At 55.6% G+C, this 14397-nt stretch carries 15 protein-coding genes and 1 pseudogene; 14 read left to right on the top strand and 2 right to left on the bottom strand.

The features are described from left to right. Positions 1-283: pseudogene (locus Q354_RS28220) on the top strand (hypothetical protein); the annotation flags it as partial. A gap of 57 nt (positions 284-340) precedes the next feature. Here Q354_RS28220 and ispB read toward each other — a convergent pair. Beyond that, positions 341-1309 (bottom strand): octaprenyl diphosphate synthase, encoded by a 969-nt coding sequence (gene ispB, locus Q354_RS0109610; RefSeq protein ID WP_027857414.1) that lies wholly within the window; start codon positions 1307-1309, stop codon positions 341-343. Between the two features lie 209 nt (positions 1310-1518). On the opposite strand from ispB, the gene rplU reads away from it, so the two are divergent. From rplU to proB, 4 genes are all read left to right on the top strand, one after another. Next, complete coding sequence (gene rplU, locus Q354_RS0109605; RefSeq protein WP_027857413.1) at positions 1519-1830, top strand: 50S ribosomal protein L21; 312 nt, start codon at positions 1519-1521, stop codon at positions 1828-1830. A 29-nt stretch (positions 1831-1859) separates the two neighbouring features. Then, positions 1860-2117 (top strand): 50S ribosomal protein L27, encoded by a 258-nt coding sequence (rpmA, locus tag Q354_RS0109600; protein ID WP_027857412.1) that lies wholly within the window; start codon positions 1860-1862, stop codon positions 2115-2117. A 134-nt stretch (positions 2118-2251) separates the two neighbouring features. Beyond that, a complete protein-coding gene (gene cgtA, locus Q354_RS0109595) occupies positions 2252-3445 on the top strand; it encodes an Obg family GTPase CgtA (RefSeq protein WP_027857411.1) in 1194 nt (397 codons plus the stop codon). A gap of 16 nt (positions 3446-3461) precedes the next feature. Then, positions 3462-4601 (top strand): glutamate 5-kinase, encoded by a 1140-nt coding sequence (gene proB, locus Q354_RS0109590; RefSeq protein ID WP_027857410.1) that lies wholly within the window; start codon positions 3462-3464, stop codon positions 4599-4601. A 128-nt stretch (positions 4602-4729) separates the two neighbouring features. Here proB and rpsT read toward each other — a convergent pair whose 3' ends face one another. Beyond that, positions 4730-4993, bottom strand: a complete 264-nt coding sequence (gene rpsT / locus Q354_RS0109585) for a 30S ribosomal protein S20 (RefSeq protein WP_027857409.1) — start codon at positions 4991-4993, stop codon at positions 4730-4732. 230 nt (positions 4994-5223) lie between these two features. Between rpsT and murJ the strand changes: the two genes are divergently transcribed. The 9 genes from murJ (at position 5224) to Q354_RS0109540 (ending at position 14392) form a co-directional block, all read left to right on the top strand. Then, the gene (murJ, locus tag Q354_RS0109580) at positions 5224-6720 is read left to right on the top strand and encodes a murein biosynthesis integral membrane protein MurJ (protein ID WP_245601022.1); all 1497 of its coding nucleotides are present in this window, start codon (positions 5224-5226) and stop codon (positions 6718-6720) included. 101 nt (positions 6721-6821) lie between these two features. Beyond that, the gene (ribF, locus tag Q354_RS0109575; protein WP_027857407.1) at positions 6822-7754 is read left to right on the top strand and encodes a bifunctional riboflavin kinase/FAD synthetase; all 933 of its coding nucleotides are present in this window, start codon (positions 6822-6824) and stop codon (positions 7752-7754) included. A 25-nt stretch (positions 7755-7779) separates the two neighbouring features. Continuing rightward, positions 7780-10605 (top strand): isoleucine--tRNA ligase, encoded by a 2826-nt coding sequence (gene ileS / locus Q354_RS0109570; RefSeq protein WP_027857406.1) that lies wholly within the window; start codon positions 7780-7782, stop codon positions 10603-10605. After that, the gene (gene lspA / locus Q354_RS0109565; RefSeq protein ID WP_027857405.1) at positions 10605-11132 is read left to right on the top strand and encodes a signal peptidase II; all 528 of its coding nucleotides are present in this window, start codon (positions 10605-10607) and stop codon (positions 11130-11132) included. The genes ileS and lspA overlap by 1 nt, the downstream gene beginning before the upstream one ends. Continuing rightward, complete coding sequence (locus Q354_RS0109560) at positions 11129-11566, top strand: FKBP-type peptidyl-prolyl cis-trans isomerase (protein WP_027857404.1); 438 nt, start codon at positions 11129-11131, stop codon at positions 11564-11566. The genes lspA and Q354_RS0109560 overlap by 4 nt, the downstream gene beginning before the upstream one ends. 298 nt (positions 11567-11864) lie before the next feature. Continuing rightward, on the top strand, positions 11865-12359 hold the full coding sequence (locus tag Q354_RS27340; RefSeq protein WP_051560029.1) for a GspH/FimT family pseudopilin: 495 nt from the start codon (positions 11865-11867) through the stop codon (positions 12357-12359). A 2-nt stretch (positions 12360-12361) separates the two neighbouring features. Continuing rightward, on the top strand, positions 12362-12823 hold the full coding sequence (pilV, locus tag Q354_RS25270) for a type IV pilus modification protein PilV (RefSeq protein WP_051560028.1): 462 nt from the start codon (positions 12362-12364) through the stop codon (positions 12821-12823). Beyond that, the gene (locus Q354_RS0109545) at positions 12820-13809 is read left to right on the top strand and encodes a PilW family protein (RefSeq protein WP_027857403.1); all 990 of its coding nucleotides are present in this window, start codon (positions 12820-12822) and stop codon (positions 13807-13809) included. Before pilV ends, Q354_RS0109545 begins: the two co-directional genes overlap by 4 nt. 4 nt (positions 13810-13813) lie before the next feature. Further along, entirely contained in the window at positions 13814-14392 is a 579-nt protein-coding gene (locus Q354_RS0109540; protein ID WP_027857402.1) for a pilus assembly PilX family protein, read from the top strand. The last annotated feature ends 5 nt before the right edge of the window (positions 14393-14397 follow it).

Genomic DNA, 14397 nt, shown 5'->3' with positions numbered 1-14397 from the left:
TGTGCTCTGTGCTCTGTGCTCTGTGCTCTGTGCTCTGTGCTCTGTGCTCTGTGCTCTGTGCTCTGTGCTCTGTGCGCTGTTGCCGCAGGGCGTTCAGATACTGTTGGTAACGCTGGAGTTTGAAGGAGAGCAGGGGCCGCCGTTTGCGGTATTTCAGCCTGAGGTCGAGCGGCTCTTTGAGCGGCGTTTCAGGACTGAGCGGCTGGGAACACTGTTACTGGATGATCCGCGCGATAAAGGGCGCGTGGAGGTGGTCTATCGCCTCAGCGATCGAGTGACTTAATCGTCGGCAGTTATAAAAAAAGCCTCATTCGAGGCTTTTTTTATACGGCAGTCTGGCTCAGTGCTTACGCTTTACCGCGATATGGGCCAGTTGTTCCAGTGTGTCACGGAAGCTGGTGGCCGGCAGTGCCTGCAGTGCTTCAATTGCCTGATCTGCCTGCTGCTGTGCCTGCTGCTGGGTGTACTCTATGGCCCCTGTCGCCCGCACGATGTCCATGATTGGCTGGAGATCTTCCAGTCCGCCTTTGCGGATCGCCTGGCGGATCAGCTGGCGGTCTTCCTCTTTTGCTTCCCGCATGGCGTGGATCAGCGGTAGCGTTGGTTTGCCCTCGGCCAGATCGTCGCCAACGTTTTTGCCCATCTCTTCGGCGGTTGACAGGTAATCCATCACATCATCGATCAGCTGGAAGGCGATGCCCAGATGGCGACCGTAGAGGCGCAGGGCCTCGCGTTGGTCTTTGTCGGCATCGGCCAGAATGGCGCCCGCCTCTGTTGCTGCTTCAAATAGCATGGCGGTCTTGCCCAGAATCACCTGCATATAGGCGGCTTCTGATGTGTCGGGGTTCTTGCAGTTAAGTAGCTGCAGAACTTCACCTTCGGCAATCACATTAGTGGCGTTGGAAATGACTTCCATAATCGGCATCGAGCCGATCTCAACCATCACCTGAAAGGCGCGGGAATAAAGGAAGTCGCCGACCAGTACACTGGGTGCATTGCCCCAGCGGGCATTGGCGGTGTCTTTACCGCGGCGCAGGTCGGAGTTGTCGACCACATCGTCATGCAGCAGCGTCGCAGTATGGATAAACTCGATGATCGCCGCCAGTGGGATATGCTTTTCCCCCTGGTAGTCAGCCGCATTGGCCGCCAGCAGCACCAGTAACGGGCGCAGGCGTTTACCGCCGCTCTCTACGATGTAATGGCCGATTTTCTCAACCAGCGGAACATTGGAGCCGAGGTGATTAATGATGTAATCGTTGACGGCTTCAAACTGCGGTTCGATCTGTGGATTTAGCTGATGTGGCTGCATGTCGGGAGTGCTTGTACAAAAGGTATGCGCGCATGCTAGGTGGCGGGGCTGCGACTGTCAAGGCAGGGGCGATTGTACTTGAGTTTAACTGCTGGTTGCTTTATAATCGCGCGCCCTGACCCATCCAACATTCGCTCCCTATTATATGGCTTCGGCCATTAGAAGTAGGTTTCTTTTTAGTAGCAGGATGGGCTTAACCGGAGAAAGAAATGTACGCAGTTATCGTAAGCGGTGGTAAACAGTACCGCGTTAAAGAAGGTCAGACTCTGAAACTGGAAAAGCTGGCTGTTGAAGCTGGTTCCAACGTTGAGTTCGACCGCGTTCTGCTGGTTGGCAATGGTGACGATGTTAAAGTCGGCCTGCCTACTGTAGACGGTGCTAAAGTGACTGCAGAAGTAGTTACTCACGGCCGCGGCAAAAAGGTTAACATCCTGAAGTTCAAGCGTCGTAAGCATCACATGAAGCGTCAGGGCCACCGTCAGTGGTTCACTGAAGTTAAAATTACTGGCATCAGTGCTTAAGTAATTCAACCGAACTCAGGAGATAGATAATGGCTCATAAGAAGGCTGGTGGTTCTACTCGTAACGGTCGCGACTCGGAGTCGAAACGCCTTGGTGTTAAGCGTTTCGGTGGTCAGGCTGTCATCGCAGGCAACATTCTGATTCGTCAGCGCGGAACTAAGTTCCACGCCGGTGAAAACGTAGGTTGCGGTAAAGACCACACTCTGTTCGCAACTGCGGATGGTGTTGTTAAGTTCGTAGTTAAAGGTCCTCAGAAGCGTAAATACGTAACTGTAGTTCCTGCCTGATCGGATGATCGATTTTGAAAAGCTCCGCCCAGGCGGAGCTTTTTTGTTTCTACTAATTGGTATCAATGCTGAGTCTCAGTCGTGAGATTCGGACTAAATTTTCAGCATACAGAAATATCTTTCGGGGGTGGCAAATGAAGTTTGTCGACGAGGCGACCATCACGGTTGAAGCCGGTAAGGGTGGTAACGGTTGCATGAGTTTTCGGCGAGAAAAATATATCCCGAAAGGTGGGCCTGATGGTGGTGACGGTGGCGATGGCGGGTCGATTATTCTGTTGGCGGATGAGTCACTGAATACGCTGGTCGATTTTCGATTTACCCGGCGTTATAACGCTGCAAACGGACAGGGCGGCATGAGCCGTAACTGTACCGGAGCCAAGGGTGAGGATCTGGTGCTGAAGGTGCCGGTGGGCACGACTGTCATAGATACTGATACTGATGAGGTTCTGGCTGATCTGACCAAGGTGGGTCAGGAGGCTAAGGTGGCTCAGGGTGGTTTTCATGGCCTGGGCAATACCCGTTTTAAGAGCAGTGTTAACCGTGCGCCACGCCAGCATACCAAGGGTTCGCTGGGTGAAACCCGTAACCTGAAGCTGGAGCTGAAGGTGCTGGCGGATGTGGGTTTGCTGGGTCTGCCGAATGCCGGCAAGTCCACGTTCGTAAGGGCCGTGTCTGCCGCCACGCCTAAAGTGGCGAACTATCCGTTTACCACTCTGGTGCCTAGTCTGGGTGTGGTGCGTACCGAGCGTCATCGCAGCTTTGTGGTGGCGGATATCCCGGGCATCATTGAAGGTGCTGCTGAAGGGGCGGGGCTGGGGATTCGCTTCCTGCGTCACCTGGCGCGAAACCGTATCCTGCTGCACCTGGTGGATCTGGCGCCCTGGGATGATATCTCTCCGGCGGAAGCTGCCGCGATTGCTGTATCCGAGCTGAACCTGTTTAGCCCGACACTGGCCGAGCAGCCTCGTTGGCTGGTGCTGAACAAGGTTGATATGGTACCGGAAGATGAGCTGGAAGAACGTTGTCAGGCGGTGATTGATGCGCTGGGCTGGGAAGGTCCGGTGTACCGTATCGCTGCGATCAGCAAGCAGGGTACTGATGTGCTGGTGCGTGATATTCAGATTCATCTGGATGCGCGTCAGGAAGCGATCATCGAGAATCCTGAATTGCTGGAGCAGGAAGCGGAAGTGCGGGCGACAATTGATGCCGAGGCGCGGGAGCGTATCGAGCAGCTGCGTGCGATTCAGCACCGCCGTAAGGAAGATGATCTGGATGATGACTTCGATGATGATGATTATGACGTCGAAGTTGAATGGGTACGTGAATAAGGTGTGAGGTATCACCGTGGCAGTCGAGCGGAATAAGCTGAAGTCAGGGAAGCGCTGGGTTGTAAAGATTGGTAGTGCGCTGCTGACGAATGATGGTGAAGGATTGGATTTCAAGGCGATCGCCCACTGGGTGGATCAGTTGGCGGAGCTGCGTCGCCAGGGGATGGAGCTGGTGCTGGTGTCGTCCGGCTCTATTGCTGAAGGTATGACCCGGCTGGGGTGGGCGGAGCGACCGCATGAGATCTATAAGCTGCAGGCTGCCGCGGCGGTTGGGCAGATGGGTCTGGTGCAGGCTTATGAAACCAACTTTGCCCGCCACGGTGCGCATACAGCGCAGATTCTGCTGACCCACGAAGATCATTCAGATCGTACCCGTTATCTGAATGCCCGCGCTACGCTGCGCACCCTGATTGAATTGGGGGTGGTGCCGGTGGTTAACGAAAACGATACTGTGGTGACGCAGGAGATCAATTTCGGTGATAACGATACCCTGGGGGCGCTGGTCGCGAACCTGGTGGAGGCTGATGGCCTGATCATCCTGACGGATCAGCAGGGGTTGTATGAGGAAGATCCGCGTAAAAATCCCCGGGCTAAGTTCGTATCGCTGGGCAATGCCGGTGATCCTGCGCTGGAGGCGATGGCGGGCGGCGGAGGTCGCCTCGGGCGTGGCGGTATGGCGACTAAAGTGCGGGCAGCCAAGCTGGCGGCGCGCTCCGGTGCTGATACGGTGATTGTCAGTGGTCGGGAAGAAAACGTACTGACGCGCCTGAAGGCGGGTGAGGAGCTGGGAACCTTGTTGGTTCCTGACTGTGAGCCGGAGGCGGCGCGTAAGCGCTGGATCGCCGGGCATCTGCAGGCTAAGGGGATGCTGGTGCTGGATCAGGGGGCGGTCAGGGCGCTGACGAAAGGTGGTAAGAGCCTGTTGCCGGCGGGGGTTAAGTCAGTCTCCGGTAAGTTTCTGCGCGGTGAGATGGTGCTGATGGTGGATGAAGATGATGCCATCGTCGCGCGCGGCCTGGTGAATTATGATCTGGCTGAAGCGAAGCAGATTATCGGCAAGCCGACCTCGAAGATTGAGTCGATCCTGGGGTATATCGGAGAGGGTGAGTTGGTGCACCGGGATAACCTGGCGCTGAGTGATCGTGTGACGCGCTGAGTTGCAGGGCGTAGTGATTGTCAGGAGGCGGCTGTGTAGGTCGCCTTTTTTGTGTCTGCGGGGTGTGGATTGCCAGATTTCGGGCATAAAAAAACCGGCCGTGGCCGGTTTTTTCAGGTTACCTGCTATTACGCCATTGCTTTAACTTTGGCGTTCAGGCGGCTCTTAACGCGGGCAATCTTATTTTTAGGGAAGATGCCTTTGTTTACAGAGCTGTCCAGTACTGGCTGAGCAGTTTTGAATGCTTCAGCAGCTACAGACTGATCGCCTGCATCAATAGCTTTGATAACTTTTTTGATGTATGTGCGTACCATGGAGCGGAGGCTAGCGTTATGCTGGCGACGCTTCTCCGCCTGGCGAGCACGTTTACGAGAACCTGCGGAGTTTGCCACAGTCCGGCTCCTATATAAACGGTTGACTCAAAAGGGCGCGTGGCCCCGAAATTAAGGCCCGAGATTATTCCGCTTTGGCTGAGGGTTGTCAATAAAAAACCGGGTAATTTTCTCTGCATAGGGTAATATTTCGCCAACTTAAGCGTACAGAGGGTCCTGAGGTGGCAGAAACCGAGTCGACAACCCGGAAATCATCCAGTTTGCTGCGTTCCAGCGGCGTGGTTGGCATCATGACCATGCTGTCACGCATATTGGGTCTGGTGCGCGATGTGGTGGTCGCCAGTTACTTCGGCGCCTCAGGCAGTGCCGATGCCTTTTTTGTTGCTTTCAAGATCCCTAACTTTCTGCGCCGCCTGTTTGCGGAAGGCGCTTTTTCCCAGGCTTTCGTACCGGTGCTGTCGGAGTACCGCAGTCAGCGTGACCTGGGAGCGGTACAGGCGCTGGTAAATGCGGTGGCGGGTACGCTGGGCTCGGTACTGATACTGATCACTGCGCTGGCGGTGCTGGGTGCGCCCCTGCTGGCGATGCTGTTTGCGCCGGGATTCTACCTTGAGGGTGGCGAGAAGTTTGATCTTGCGGTGGATATGCTGCGGATCACTTTCCCCTATCTGTTGCTGATCTCGCTGACGGCGTTTGCCGGGGCTATCCTCAATAGCTACGGCCGCTTTGCCGTACCTGCCTTTACACCGGTGTTGCTGAACCTCTCCCTGATCGGATCGGCGGTGCTGCTCAGTCCGTTATTCGATCCCCCGGTACTGGCACTGGCCTGGGGAGTGATGATTGCGGGAATCGTACAGCTGATGTTTCAGCTGCCGTTTCTGTCGCAGCTGCGGTTGTTGCCGGTACCGGCGATTCAGCGTGATCACGAAGGGGTCAAGCGGATACTGAAGCTGATGGTGCCGGCGCTGTTCGGGGTTTCAGTCACTCAGATCAACCTGCTGCTGGATACAGTGCTGGCGTCCTTCCTGCAAACCGGCAGTGTCTCCTGGCTCTACTATTCCGATCGGCTGGCAGAGTTGCCGCTGGGGGTGTTTGGTATCGCCATTGCCACGGTGATCCTGCCAAGTCTATCACGCAAGCATGCCGAAAAATCCCCGCAACACTTCGCCGGTACGCTGGATTGGGCGATGCGGATGGTGCTGCTGATTGGCTTACCCGCGGCGACAGCGTTGTTCCTGCTATCTGAGCCGCTGCTGATCACCCTGTTCCACTACGGTGCCCTGCAGGAGCGGGATATCCTGATGGCGGCGATGAGCCTGCGGGCCTATGCCGTAGGTGTGCTGGCCTTTATGCTGATCAAGGTGCTGGCGACCGGCTATTTCTCCCGTCAGGACACCAGGACGCCGGTGAAGATCGGTATTCAGGCTGCGGTAGCGAACATGGTGTTTAACCTGATCCTGATCGGCCCCTTGCAGCATGTCGGGTTGGCGGCAGCGACCTCCATGTCGGCGTTCCTGAATGCCGGGCTGCTGCTATATGGGTTGCTGAAAAGTGGTGTTTTCAGCTGGCAGCCCGGTTGGGCCGCTGCGCTGGGCCGGATGTTAGCGGCTAATGGCGCTATGATTATGGTGGTGTTGCTTATGGTGCCGGCTACGGAGCAGTGGCTGTCATGGCCGATTGCCGACCGGGCGCTGCAGATGACGCTGCTGGTGCTGGCCGGAGTGGGGGCTTATCTGATCACCCTGTTACTGCTGGGTTTGCGTATGCGACATCTGCGCCACAGCTGATTGGCTTTCTGAAGGCTTGCGTAGCCAGCGCTGCGGTGGTATTCGGCGCTGGTTAAACAGGCTATAATCCCGCGTTTGTTTAAGGTTGTGGCAAGAAACCTATGGAACTGATTCGAGGCTTACATAATCTGCGCGATAAGCATCGCGGCTGCGTGGCGACCATCGGTAACTTTGATGGCGTGCATCGGGGGCACCGTCGTGTGCTGCAGCAGGTGAAAGATAAAGCGCACGAGCTCGGTCTGCCATCGGTAGTGATTATTTTCGAGCCACAGCCCCGTGAGTTTTTTGCCGGTGACCAGGCACCGCCACGACTGACCCGTTTCGGTGAGAAAGTCCGGCTGTTGGAAGCGGAAGGGATCGACCGGGTGCTTTGCCTCAGCTTCAACGAGCGTCTGCGTAATATGTCGGCTGACGCCTTTGTTGAGGAGTTACTGCTGAAAGGACTGGCGGTGAATTACTTTGTGGTCGGGGATGACTTCCGCTTCGGGTGTGACCGCTCCGGCGACTACGGCATGCTCTGCGCCGCTGGCGAGCGTTTTGGCTTTTCTGTGGTCAATACGGCAACCTTTGAACTGGAAGCCGAACGGGTCAGCAGCAGCCGTATCCGTGAAGCGCTGCAGCATAATGAGCTGGCGCTGGCCTCTGAATTGCTGGGACGGCCCTACCGGGTCAGCGGTCGGGTAATGCATGGCCAGAAACTGGGCCGTCAGCTGGGTACACCCACCGCCAATGTGCGGATGCACCGCTTTCCCTGTCCGTTGCGTGGCGTCTATGCCGTACGGGTTTTTCGCCGTGGCGCGGCGCCGTTGCAGGGTATCTGTAACGTGGGCATGCGGCCGACAGTGAATGGTTTACAGCCGGTACTGGAATCCCACCTGTTTGACTTCAAGGGAGACCTTTACGGTCAGCTGCTGAGTGTGGAATTCAGCCACTTTATCCGTCCGGAGCAGAAGTTCGACGGACTGGAGCAGCTGAAACAACAGATTTTTGACGATATCGAAGTGGCCCGAGCGTTTTTTGCGGATCAGGCCTGAGAAGACTAATGCGGAAACAACCATCATGACCGATTACAAAGCAACACTGAACTTGCCGGAAACGGCTTTTCCGATGCGCGGCAATTTGGCCAAACGCGAGCCAGAGATGCTGAAGCGCTGGCAGCAGATGGACCTTTACCAGAAGATTCGCGAGATCAGTGCCGGTCGTGAAAAATTTATTCTGCATGACGGCCCTCCATACGCCAACGGCAATATCCATATCGGTCACGCGGTAAACAAGATCCTCAAGGATATTATCGTCAAGTCGCGCAATATCAGCGGCTTTGATGCGCCTTATGTGCCGGGCTGGGACTGTCACGGTCTGCCGATCGAGCACAAGGTCGAAACCATGATCGGTAAAGCGGGTGATAAGGTCTCCTTTAAAGAGTTCCGCCAGAAGTGCCGCGACTATGCCCACAAGCAGGTTGATGGTCAGAAACAGGACTTTATCCGTCTGGGTGTTCAGGGTGACTGGGAAAATCCATACCTGACCATGAACTTCGATACCGAAGCCAACATTATCCGTGCGCTGGGCAAGATCGCCGCCAATGGCCATCTGGTCAAAGGCTACAAGCCGGTGTACTGGAGTGTTGTTGGTGCTTCTGCACTGGCGGAAGCGGAAGTGGAATATCAGGATAAGACCTCTATCGCCATCGATGTGCGTTTCGCACCGGTGGATGAAACCGCGTTCCTGAATGCCTTTATGCTGGAAAACAACGGTGGCGAAGGTGAGCTCTCCGTCGTGATCTGGACCACTACCCCGTGGACCCTGCCATCCAACCAGGCGGTATCCCTGAATGCCGAGCTGGACTACGTACTGGTGCAAGCTGATCTGGGCAACGGTGCCGAGCGCATCCTGCTGGCGGCGGGCCTGCTGGAAAGTGCCATGCAGCGCTATGGTGTCGCAGACTACCAGGTGGTAGGTCGTTGTCAGGGCCAGGCGCTGGAAAGCCAGCAGTTGCAGCATCCGTTTGTTGATAAGCAGGTGCCGGTGATCCTGGGTGATCACGTTACGATCGATGCCGGTACCGGTGCTGTGCATACTGCACCCGACCACGGCGTGGAAGATTTTGATGTCGGCCGTCAGTACGGTATTGGCACCCTGAACCTGGTCGATGACAAAGGTGTCTTCGTCGAGGCGGCGGGTCAGTTTGCCGGTCAGCATGTCTACAAGGTCGATCCGCTGGTGATCGAGGTGCTGAAAGAAAAGAATCGCCTGGTTCTGGAACATAAGTTCCAGCACAGCTACCCACACTGCTGGCGTACCAAGACACCTCTGATCTACCGTGCGACGCCACAGTGGTTTATCAGTATGGACGTGAAAGGCCTGAAGGACGATGCCCTGGCGGCGATCAAAAATGATGTTCAGTGGTTCCCGAGCTGGGGCCAGAACCGCATTGAAGCGATGGTCGAACAGAGCCCGGACTGGTGTGTCTCCCGTCAGCGTACCTGGGGCGTGCCGATCACCCTGTTTATCAATAAAGAGACTCAGGAACTGCACCCGAACACCGCCGAGCTGTTTGAGCAGGTTGCGCAGCGTGTGGAGAAAGAGGGTATCGATGCCTGGTTCGAGCTGGATGCGGCCGAACTGCTGGGTGATGAAGCCGATAACTACACCAAGACTACCGATACGCTGGATGTATGGTTTGACTCCGGTGTGACCCATGCTTCTGTACTGGACCAGCGCGAACAGTTGCGTTCGCCGGCAGATCTCTATCTGGAAGGCTCCGACCAGCACCGCGGCTGGTTCCAGTCCTCGCTGAAAACCGGTATCGCCATCAACGGTCATGCTCCGTACAAGCAGGTTCTGACTCACGGCTTTACCGTGGATGGTCAGGGCCGCAAGATGTCCAAGTCCCTGGGCAACGTGGTCGCGCCACAGGAAGTCATGAACAAGTACGGCGCCGATATCCTGCGCCTGTGGGTGGCATCGACCGATTACAGCGGTGAGATGACCTGCTCTGATGAGATCCTCAAGCGCGCCGCCGATGCTTACCGTCGTATCCGTAACACCTCCCGCTTCCTGCTGGCAAACCTGAACGGTTTCGATCCGAAACAGCACCTGGTGGCTGTTGAGGATATGGTCGAGCTGGATCGTTGGGCGGTGGATTGCGCGGCCAAACTGCAGGCGGAACTGCAGCAGCATTACACCCAGTACGAATTCCTTTCCGTATACCAGAAGATCTCTCTGTTCTGTTCTCAGGATATGGGTAGCTTCTACCTGGATATCATCAAGGACCGTCAGTACACCGCAGCAGCGGAGGGTCATGCCCGCCGTTCCTGCCAGAGTGCGCTGTACCATATCGTCGAAGCCCTGAGCCGCTGGATCTCTCCGATCCTCAGCTTCACCGCCGACGAGATCTGGCAGCAGCTGCCGGGTGAGCGTAGCGAATCCGTGCATCTGGAAACCTGGTATCAGGGCCTGACAGAACTTCCGGCCGATGCAGTGCTGGGACGCGAATACTGGGATCAGGTAATGGCCGTGAAGACCGCCGTTAACAAGGAGCTGGAAACCCAGCGTAATGCCGGCAACCTCAAGGCCAGCCTGGAAGCAGAGGTAACCCTCTACTGCGACGAAGCCCTGACCGCACAGCTGAACAAACTGGGTGACGAGCTGCGTTTCGTACTGATTACGTCCCAGGCTAAGGTACTGCCACTGACGGATGCAGCGGATGCTGCAGATACCGAAGTAGCCGGCATGAAAGTCAGCGTGGTGAAAACCGATGCGGCTAAGTGCGAACGCTGCTGGCACCACCGCGAAGATGTGGGCAGTCAGGCAGAACACGATGCCCTTTGTGGTCGCTGTGTGGAAAACGTCGCCGGTGAAGGCGAGAGTCGCAGCTTCGCCTGATGACCGCTAGCGATCACAACCAGCCCCGTAGCGGGCTGGTCTGGCTCTGGCTCAGCGGACTGATGTTCGTGCTGGACTTTATTACCAAGCAACTGGCCGACAGACTGCTGAGCTACGGCGTGCCGGAATATGTCTTGCCGGTATTTGACCTGACGCTGCTCTATAACAAAGGTGCAGCGTTCAGCTTTCTGGCAACCGCCGGTGGCTGGCAGCGCTGGTTTTTTGCCCTGATTGCGGTTGCGGTCAGCATCTTCCTGGTGCAATGGCTACGCCGCACGCCGCGTTCCCAATGGTGGCTGGGACTGGCCTTGTCGCTGGTACTGGGCGGGGCCCTGGGTAACCTCTATGACCGGGTGGTGTATGGCTATGTGATTGACTTTCTGTCGTTTCACTATGCTGGTTACTACTTCCCGGCCTTTAATCTGGCTGATACCGCAATTACCTTGGGGGCGATGGTGCTGATCGGCGATATGCTGCTCAACTCCCAGGATAAGGATATTGCCGAAAAAAGTGATGGTAACAAATGAGTGATCTGGTAATCGGTCCCGGTAAGACGGTGACGCTGCATTTCGCAATCAAGCTGGACGATGGTCAGCTGGTGGACTCCAATTTTGAAGGCAGCCCGGCTACCTTTACCGTCGGTGACGGTAACCTGCTGGAAGGCTTCGAACAGGCCCTGTTCGGACTAAAGGCGGGAGATGCCGAGGCACTGAGCATCAGTCCTGAGAAAGGCTTTGGTGCCCATAACCCCAGCAATATTCAGCGTATCCCGCGGGCACAGTTCAAGGATATGGAACTGGAGCCGGGCCTGGTGATCTCTTTTGCCGATGCCGGCAGCGGTGAACTGCCCGGTGTCATTCTCGATTACAACGATGACAATGTGCAGGTGGATTTCAATCATCCGCTGGCCGGCAAGGCGATCACCTTCGAAGTGCAGATCCTTCAGGTCGAAGAAGCCTGATCTGACAAACAAAAAACCAGTGCCCGGCACTGGTTTTTTATTACCTGTGATTTGGCTCAAACAACCGTTTTGAATCTGGAGCTAAAACAGGCTAGAGTTTGTAGTGGTTTATCGTATAGGTAATTCTTCGTAGTCCCTGAGGCTTTACCCTGTACGTGTGGATGACAGAAAAATGACCGAGTACAGGGCGGTCAATATGGGTTAGGCTGTTTGACCGTTAGTGGTCAGGGAGCGCTTCATTGTAGCCTGCGGTGGCTACCGGAACCGGTCATAGTTGACGCAGTAACAGGAGGTTTCAGTGTTGAGCCTGAAAGGTCAGAGGGGCTTCACATTGGTCGAGTTAATGATCGTCGTGGCGATTGCCTCTATCTTGATGGGAATCGCGGTACCTTCGTTTACAGATATGATCCGCGATAACAGGATTGCCGCCCAGGTTAATAGCTTCGTGGCCTCGGCGCGTATCGCCCGCAGTGAAGCACTGAAACGGCGCACTGAGATTCGCATGCAGCGCACCGGCGCCAGCTGGGATGACGGCTGGAGTGTTTATATCGACGCTGATTCGGATGGTGTGATCGACAGCGCTGAGACCATCATCCAGCAGCATAGCTCCAGTGATAGTCCGATTGAAGTGAAGGCCGTCAACAGCCAGGCCGGTTTTGTCTATAGTTCGACCGGCAGGCCCGATGTGACAGAGCGCTTCGACTTTTGCTATGACCGCAGCGGTGAAACCGGAACCCGTCTCGAGCTCTTTGCTACCGGACGTCTTGTTAACTCAGATCTGACATGTAACTGACTATGAAGCTTTCAGGGAATCAGAAAGGCTTTTCTCTACTTGAAGTACTGATCGCGCTGGTGGTGTTTTCCATCGGGATGCTGGGGCTGCTCGCCCTGCAAAGCAGCAGTACGGTCACGCTCAGTAACTCCCAGTCCCTCTCCGATGCAGTGGTGCTTGCCCAGGATATGGCGGACCGGCTGCGGGCGAATTCCGATGAAGCCCTGACCGGGGCGGTCTATAACGGTGCCAGTGCGGCGTCCGAGAGCTCAAAAAACTGTGCTTCCGGCTGCAGTGCTGCTGAACGGGCGCAAAAGGATGTTAATGACTGGTTCGGTGATATAACGACACAGCTGCCGGGAGGCGGAGGCTCGCTAAGCCGGACAGGCAGCGCTTTTATTGTCAGTGTTACCTGGCAAGACCGGCAGCGCGAAGATGGCGCGGCAACTGTGAATGGACGTTTTGATCTGAGGGTAGAGCTATGATCTCAGGGCCGCAGATGTACCTGCAGCGTGGCATGTCGATGATCGAGATGATGGTTGCCCTGACTATCGGCATGGTTATGATGGGTGGACTGATCGCTGCCGTCGTCGCCAGCCAGAACACTCATCGCCTTACTTCAGATATAGGCCTGCTGCAGGAAAACGGCCGTTATGCGCTGGATATTATGTCCGAAAGTATCCAGATGGCCGGTCATTGGGGCGGGGTTGAGGCTGAGAATATAACCCTTCATTCGAATATTGCTGACCTTGAAGACGGGGATGGCTCCTGCACTGAATCCTGGATAGTCAGCGTCGCAACCAGTGTTCAGGGATACGAGGGAGGAAGTACCGCCCCCCTGAACTGTATATCGAGCAGCGAATATCGCAGCCAGACCGATATGTTAGTGGTACGTTATGCCAGTACCTTTGGCATGAAAAAGGCCGCACCTGGCAGCGCCAGCGATGATAACTTCTATTTACGCTCCAATGTCTCCACCTATGAGGCCGAGGTGTTCCGGGATAAGGAATCCAGCTCTACCTCGGTGACAGAATCGGATACGACCTATAGTTATCCGTATACTACAGAGCTCTATTATGTCTCTCCTTGTCAAACTTCGGATTGCAGTGAAGATCCGGATATCCCGACGTTATACCGACTGGCTATTTCCGGCACTAAATTTAAATCTGAACCTCTGGTTTCCGGTGTTGAAAACCTGCAGCTCGAGTATGGCTGGGATAGCACAGGGGATAATATGGCGGACACTTATGGCGACGCATCCGCGGTAACCGACTGGGATGATGTTCGAAGTGTCCGTGTTGCGCTGGTTACCCGCAGCCTGGAGAAGGACAGCGCAGCCGAAGCGCAGACCAGTTACAGCATCGGCAGCTATATGGGTAGCGGTAGCCAGACAGTGGATGTCAGCAGTGCTGACCAGCATTACCGGCGTAAGATCTATACCCGCGTCATTCAGCTACGAAATCGAGGATAGGGAAATGGCAGAACTTCGATCGCAGCGAGAGGGTGGCTATATTCTGGTCACCGGTATGCTCTTTCTTCTGGTGATTACCATGGTCGCGGTCAACTCCATGGGCGGCGCCACGATGGATTACCGTATCAGTGCCAATATGGCCTTTGAGGCCAACGCCTTTGAAGCGTCTGAAGCCGGTCGCCGCCAGCTGGTTGCATCCCTGGAAAACTATATCGAAGAGGGCGACTGGTCTGGCAAGGATGCCTCAATGTCGATTACCGATCACGGTACTGAAAAAAACGGCACTAACCTGGCGATGGCCAACACTGAGACCAGCAGTAGTATCGACTTTACCGATCTGACCAGTATCGATAAGGATGCGACTTACACCGTATCGGCCCAATCCGGTAAGCCCGGTTCTGCGATCGACGCCAACGGCTGGGTGGTGCGGTTACAGGATAATGCCCGCCTTGCGCCGGGCTCAACCAATGTTTACTGGACGCATTACGCCATTGTCAGTCAGGCGACGTCTACCGGTGGTGCGACTGTAACCACCGCCAGTGAGATGCGTTCCCAGATTGTCACTGATCCTCAGAATCAATAAAGGGA

Origin of the sequence: Marinobacterium jannaschii DSM 6295, from assembly GCF_000620085.1 — a bacterium.
Taxonomy (GTDB): domain Bacteria; phylum Pseudomonadota; class Gammaproteobacteria; order Pseudomonadales; family Balneatricaceae; genus Pontibacterium; species Pontibacterium jannaschii.
Note: the sequence above shows the minus strand (reverse complement) of the source record. Positions and strands in the feature narration are given on the sequence as shown.

Bases quoted from the DNA above. Each gene is read 5' to 3' on its own strand.
- ispB (WP_027857414.1), bottom strand. From the start codon at position 1,309: ATGCAGCCACATCAGCTAAATCCACAGATCGAACCGCAGTTTGAAGCC.
- rplU (WP_027857413.1), top strand. From the start codon at position 1,519: ATGTACGCAGTTATCGTAAGCGGTGGTAAACAGTACCGCGTTAAAGAA.
- rpmA (WP_027857412.1), top strand. From the start codon at position 1,860: ATGGCTCATAAGAAGGCTGGTGGTTCTACTCGTAACGGTCGCGACTCG.
- cgtA (WP_027857411.1), top strand. From the start codon at position 2,252: ATGAAGTTTGTCGACGAGGCGACCATCACGGTTGAAGCCGGTAAGGGT.
- murJ (WP_245601022.1), top strand. From the start codon at position 5,224: ATGACCATGCTGTCACGCATATTGGGTCTGGTGCGCGATGTGGTGGTC.
- ribF (WP_027857407.1), top strand. From the start codon at position 6,822: ATGGAACTGATTCGAGGCTTACATAATCTGCGCGATAAGCATCGCGGC.
- ileS (WP_027857406.1), top strand. From the start codon at position 7,780: ATGACCGATTACAAAGCAACACTGAACTTGCCGGAAACGGCTTTTCCG.
- lspA (WP_027857405.1), top strand. From the start codon at position 10,605: ATGACCGCTAGCGATCACAACCAGCCCCGTAGCGGGCTGGTCTGGCTC.
- Q354_RS0109560 (WP_027857404.1), top strand. From the start codon at position 11,129: ATGAGTGATCTGGTAATCGGTCCCGGTAAGACGGTGACGCTGCATTTC.
- pilV (WP_051560028.1), top strand. From the start codon at position 12,362: ATGAAGCTTTCAGGGAATCAGAAAGGCTTTTCTCTACTTGAAGTACTG.
- Q354_RS0109545 (WP_027857403.1), top strand. From the start codon at position 12,820: ATGATCTCAGGGCCGCAGATGTACCTGCAGCGTGGCATGTCGATGATC.
- Q354_RS0109540 (WP_027857402.1), top strand. From the start codon at position 13,814: ATGGCAGAACTTCGATCGCAGCGAGAGGGTGGCTATATTCTGGTCACC.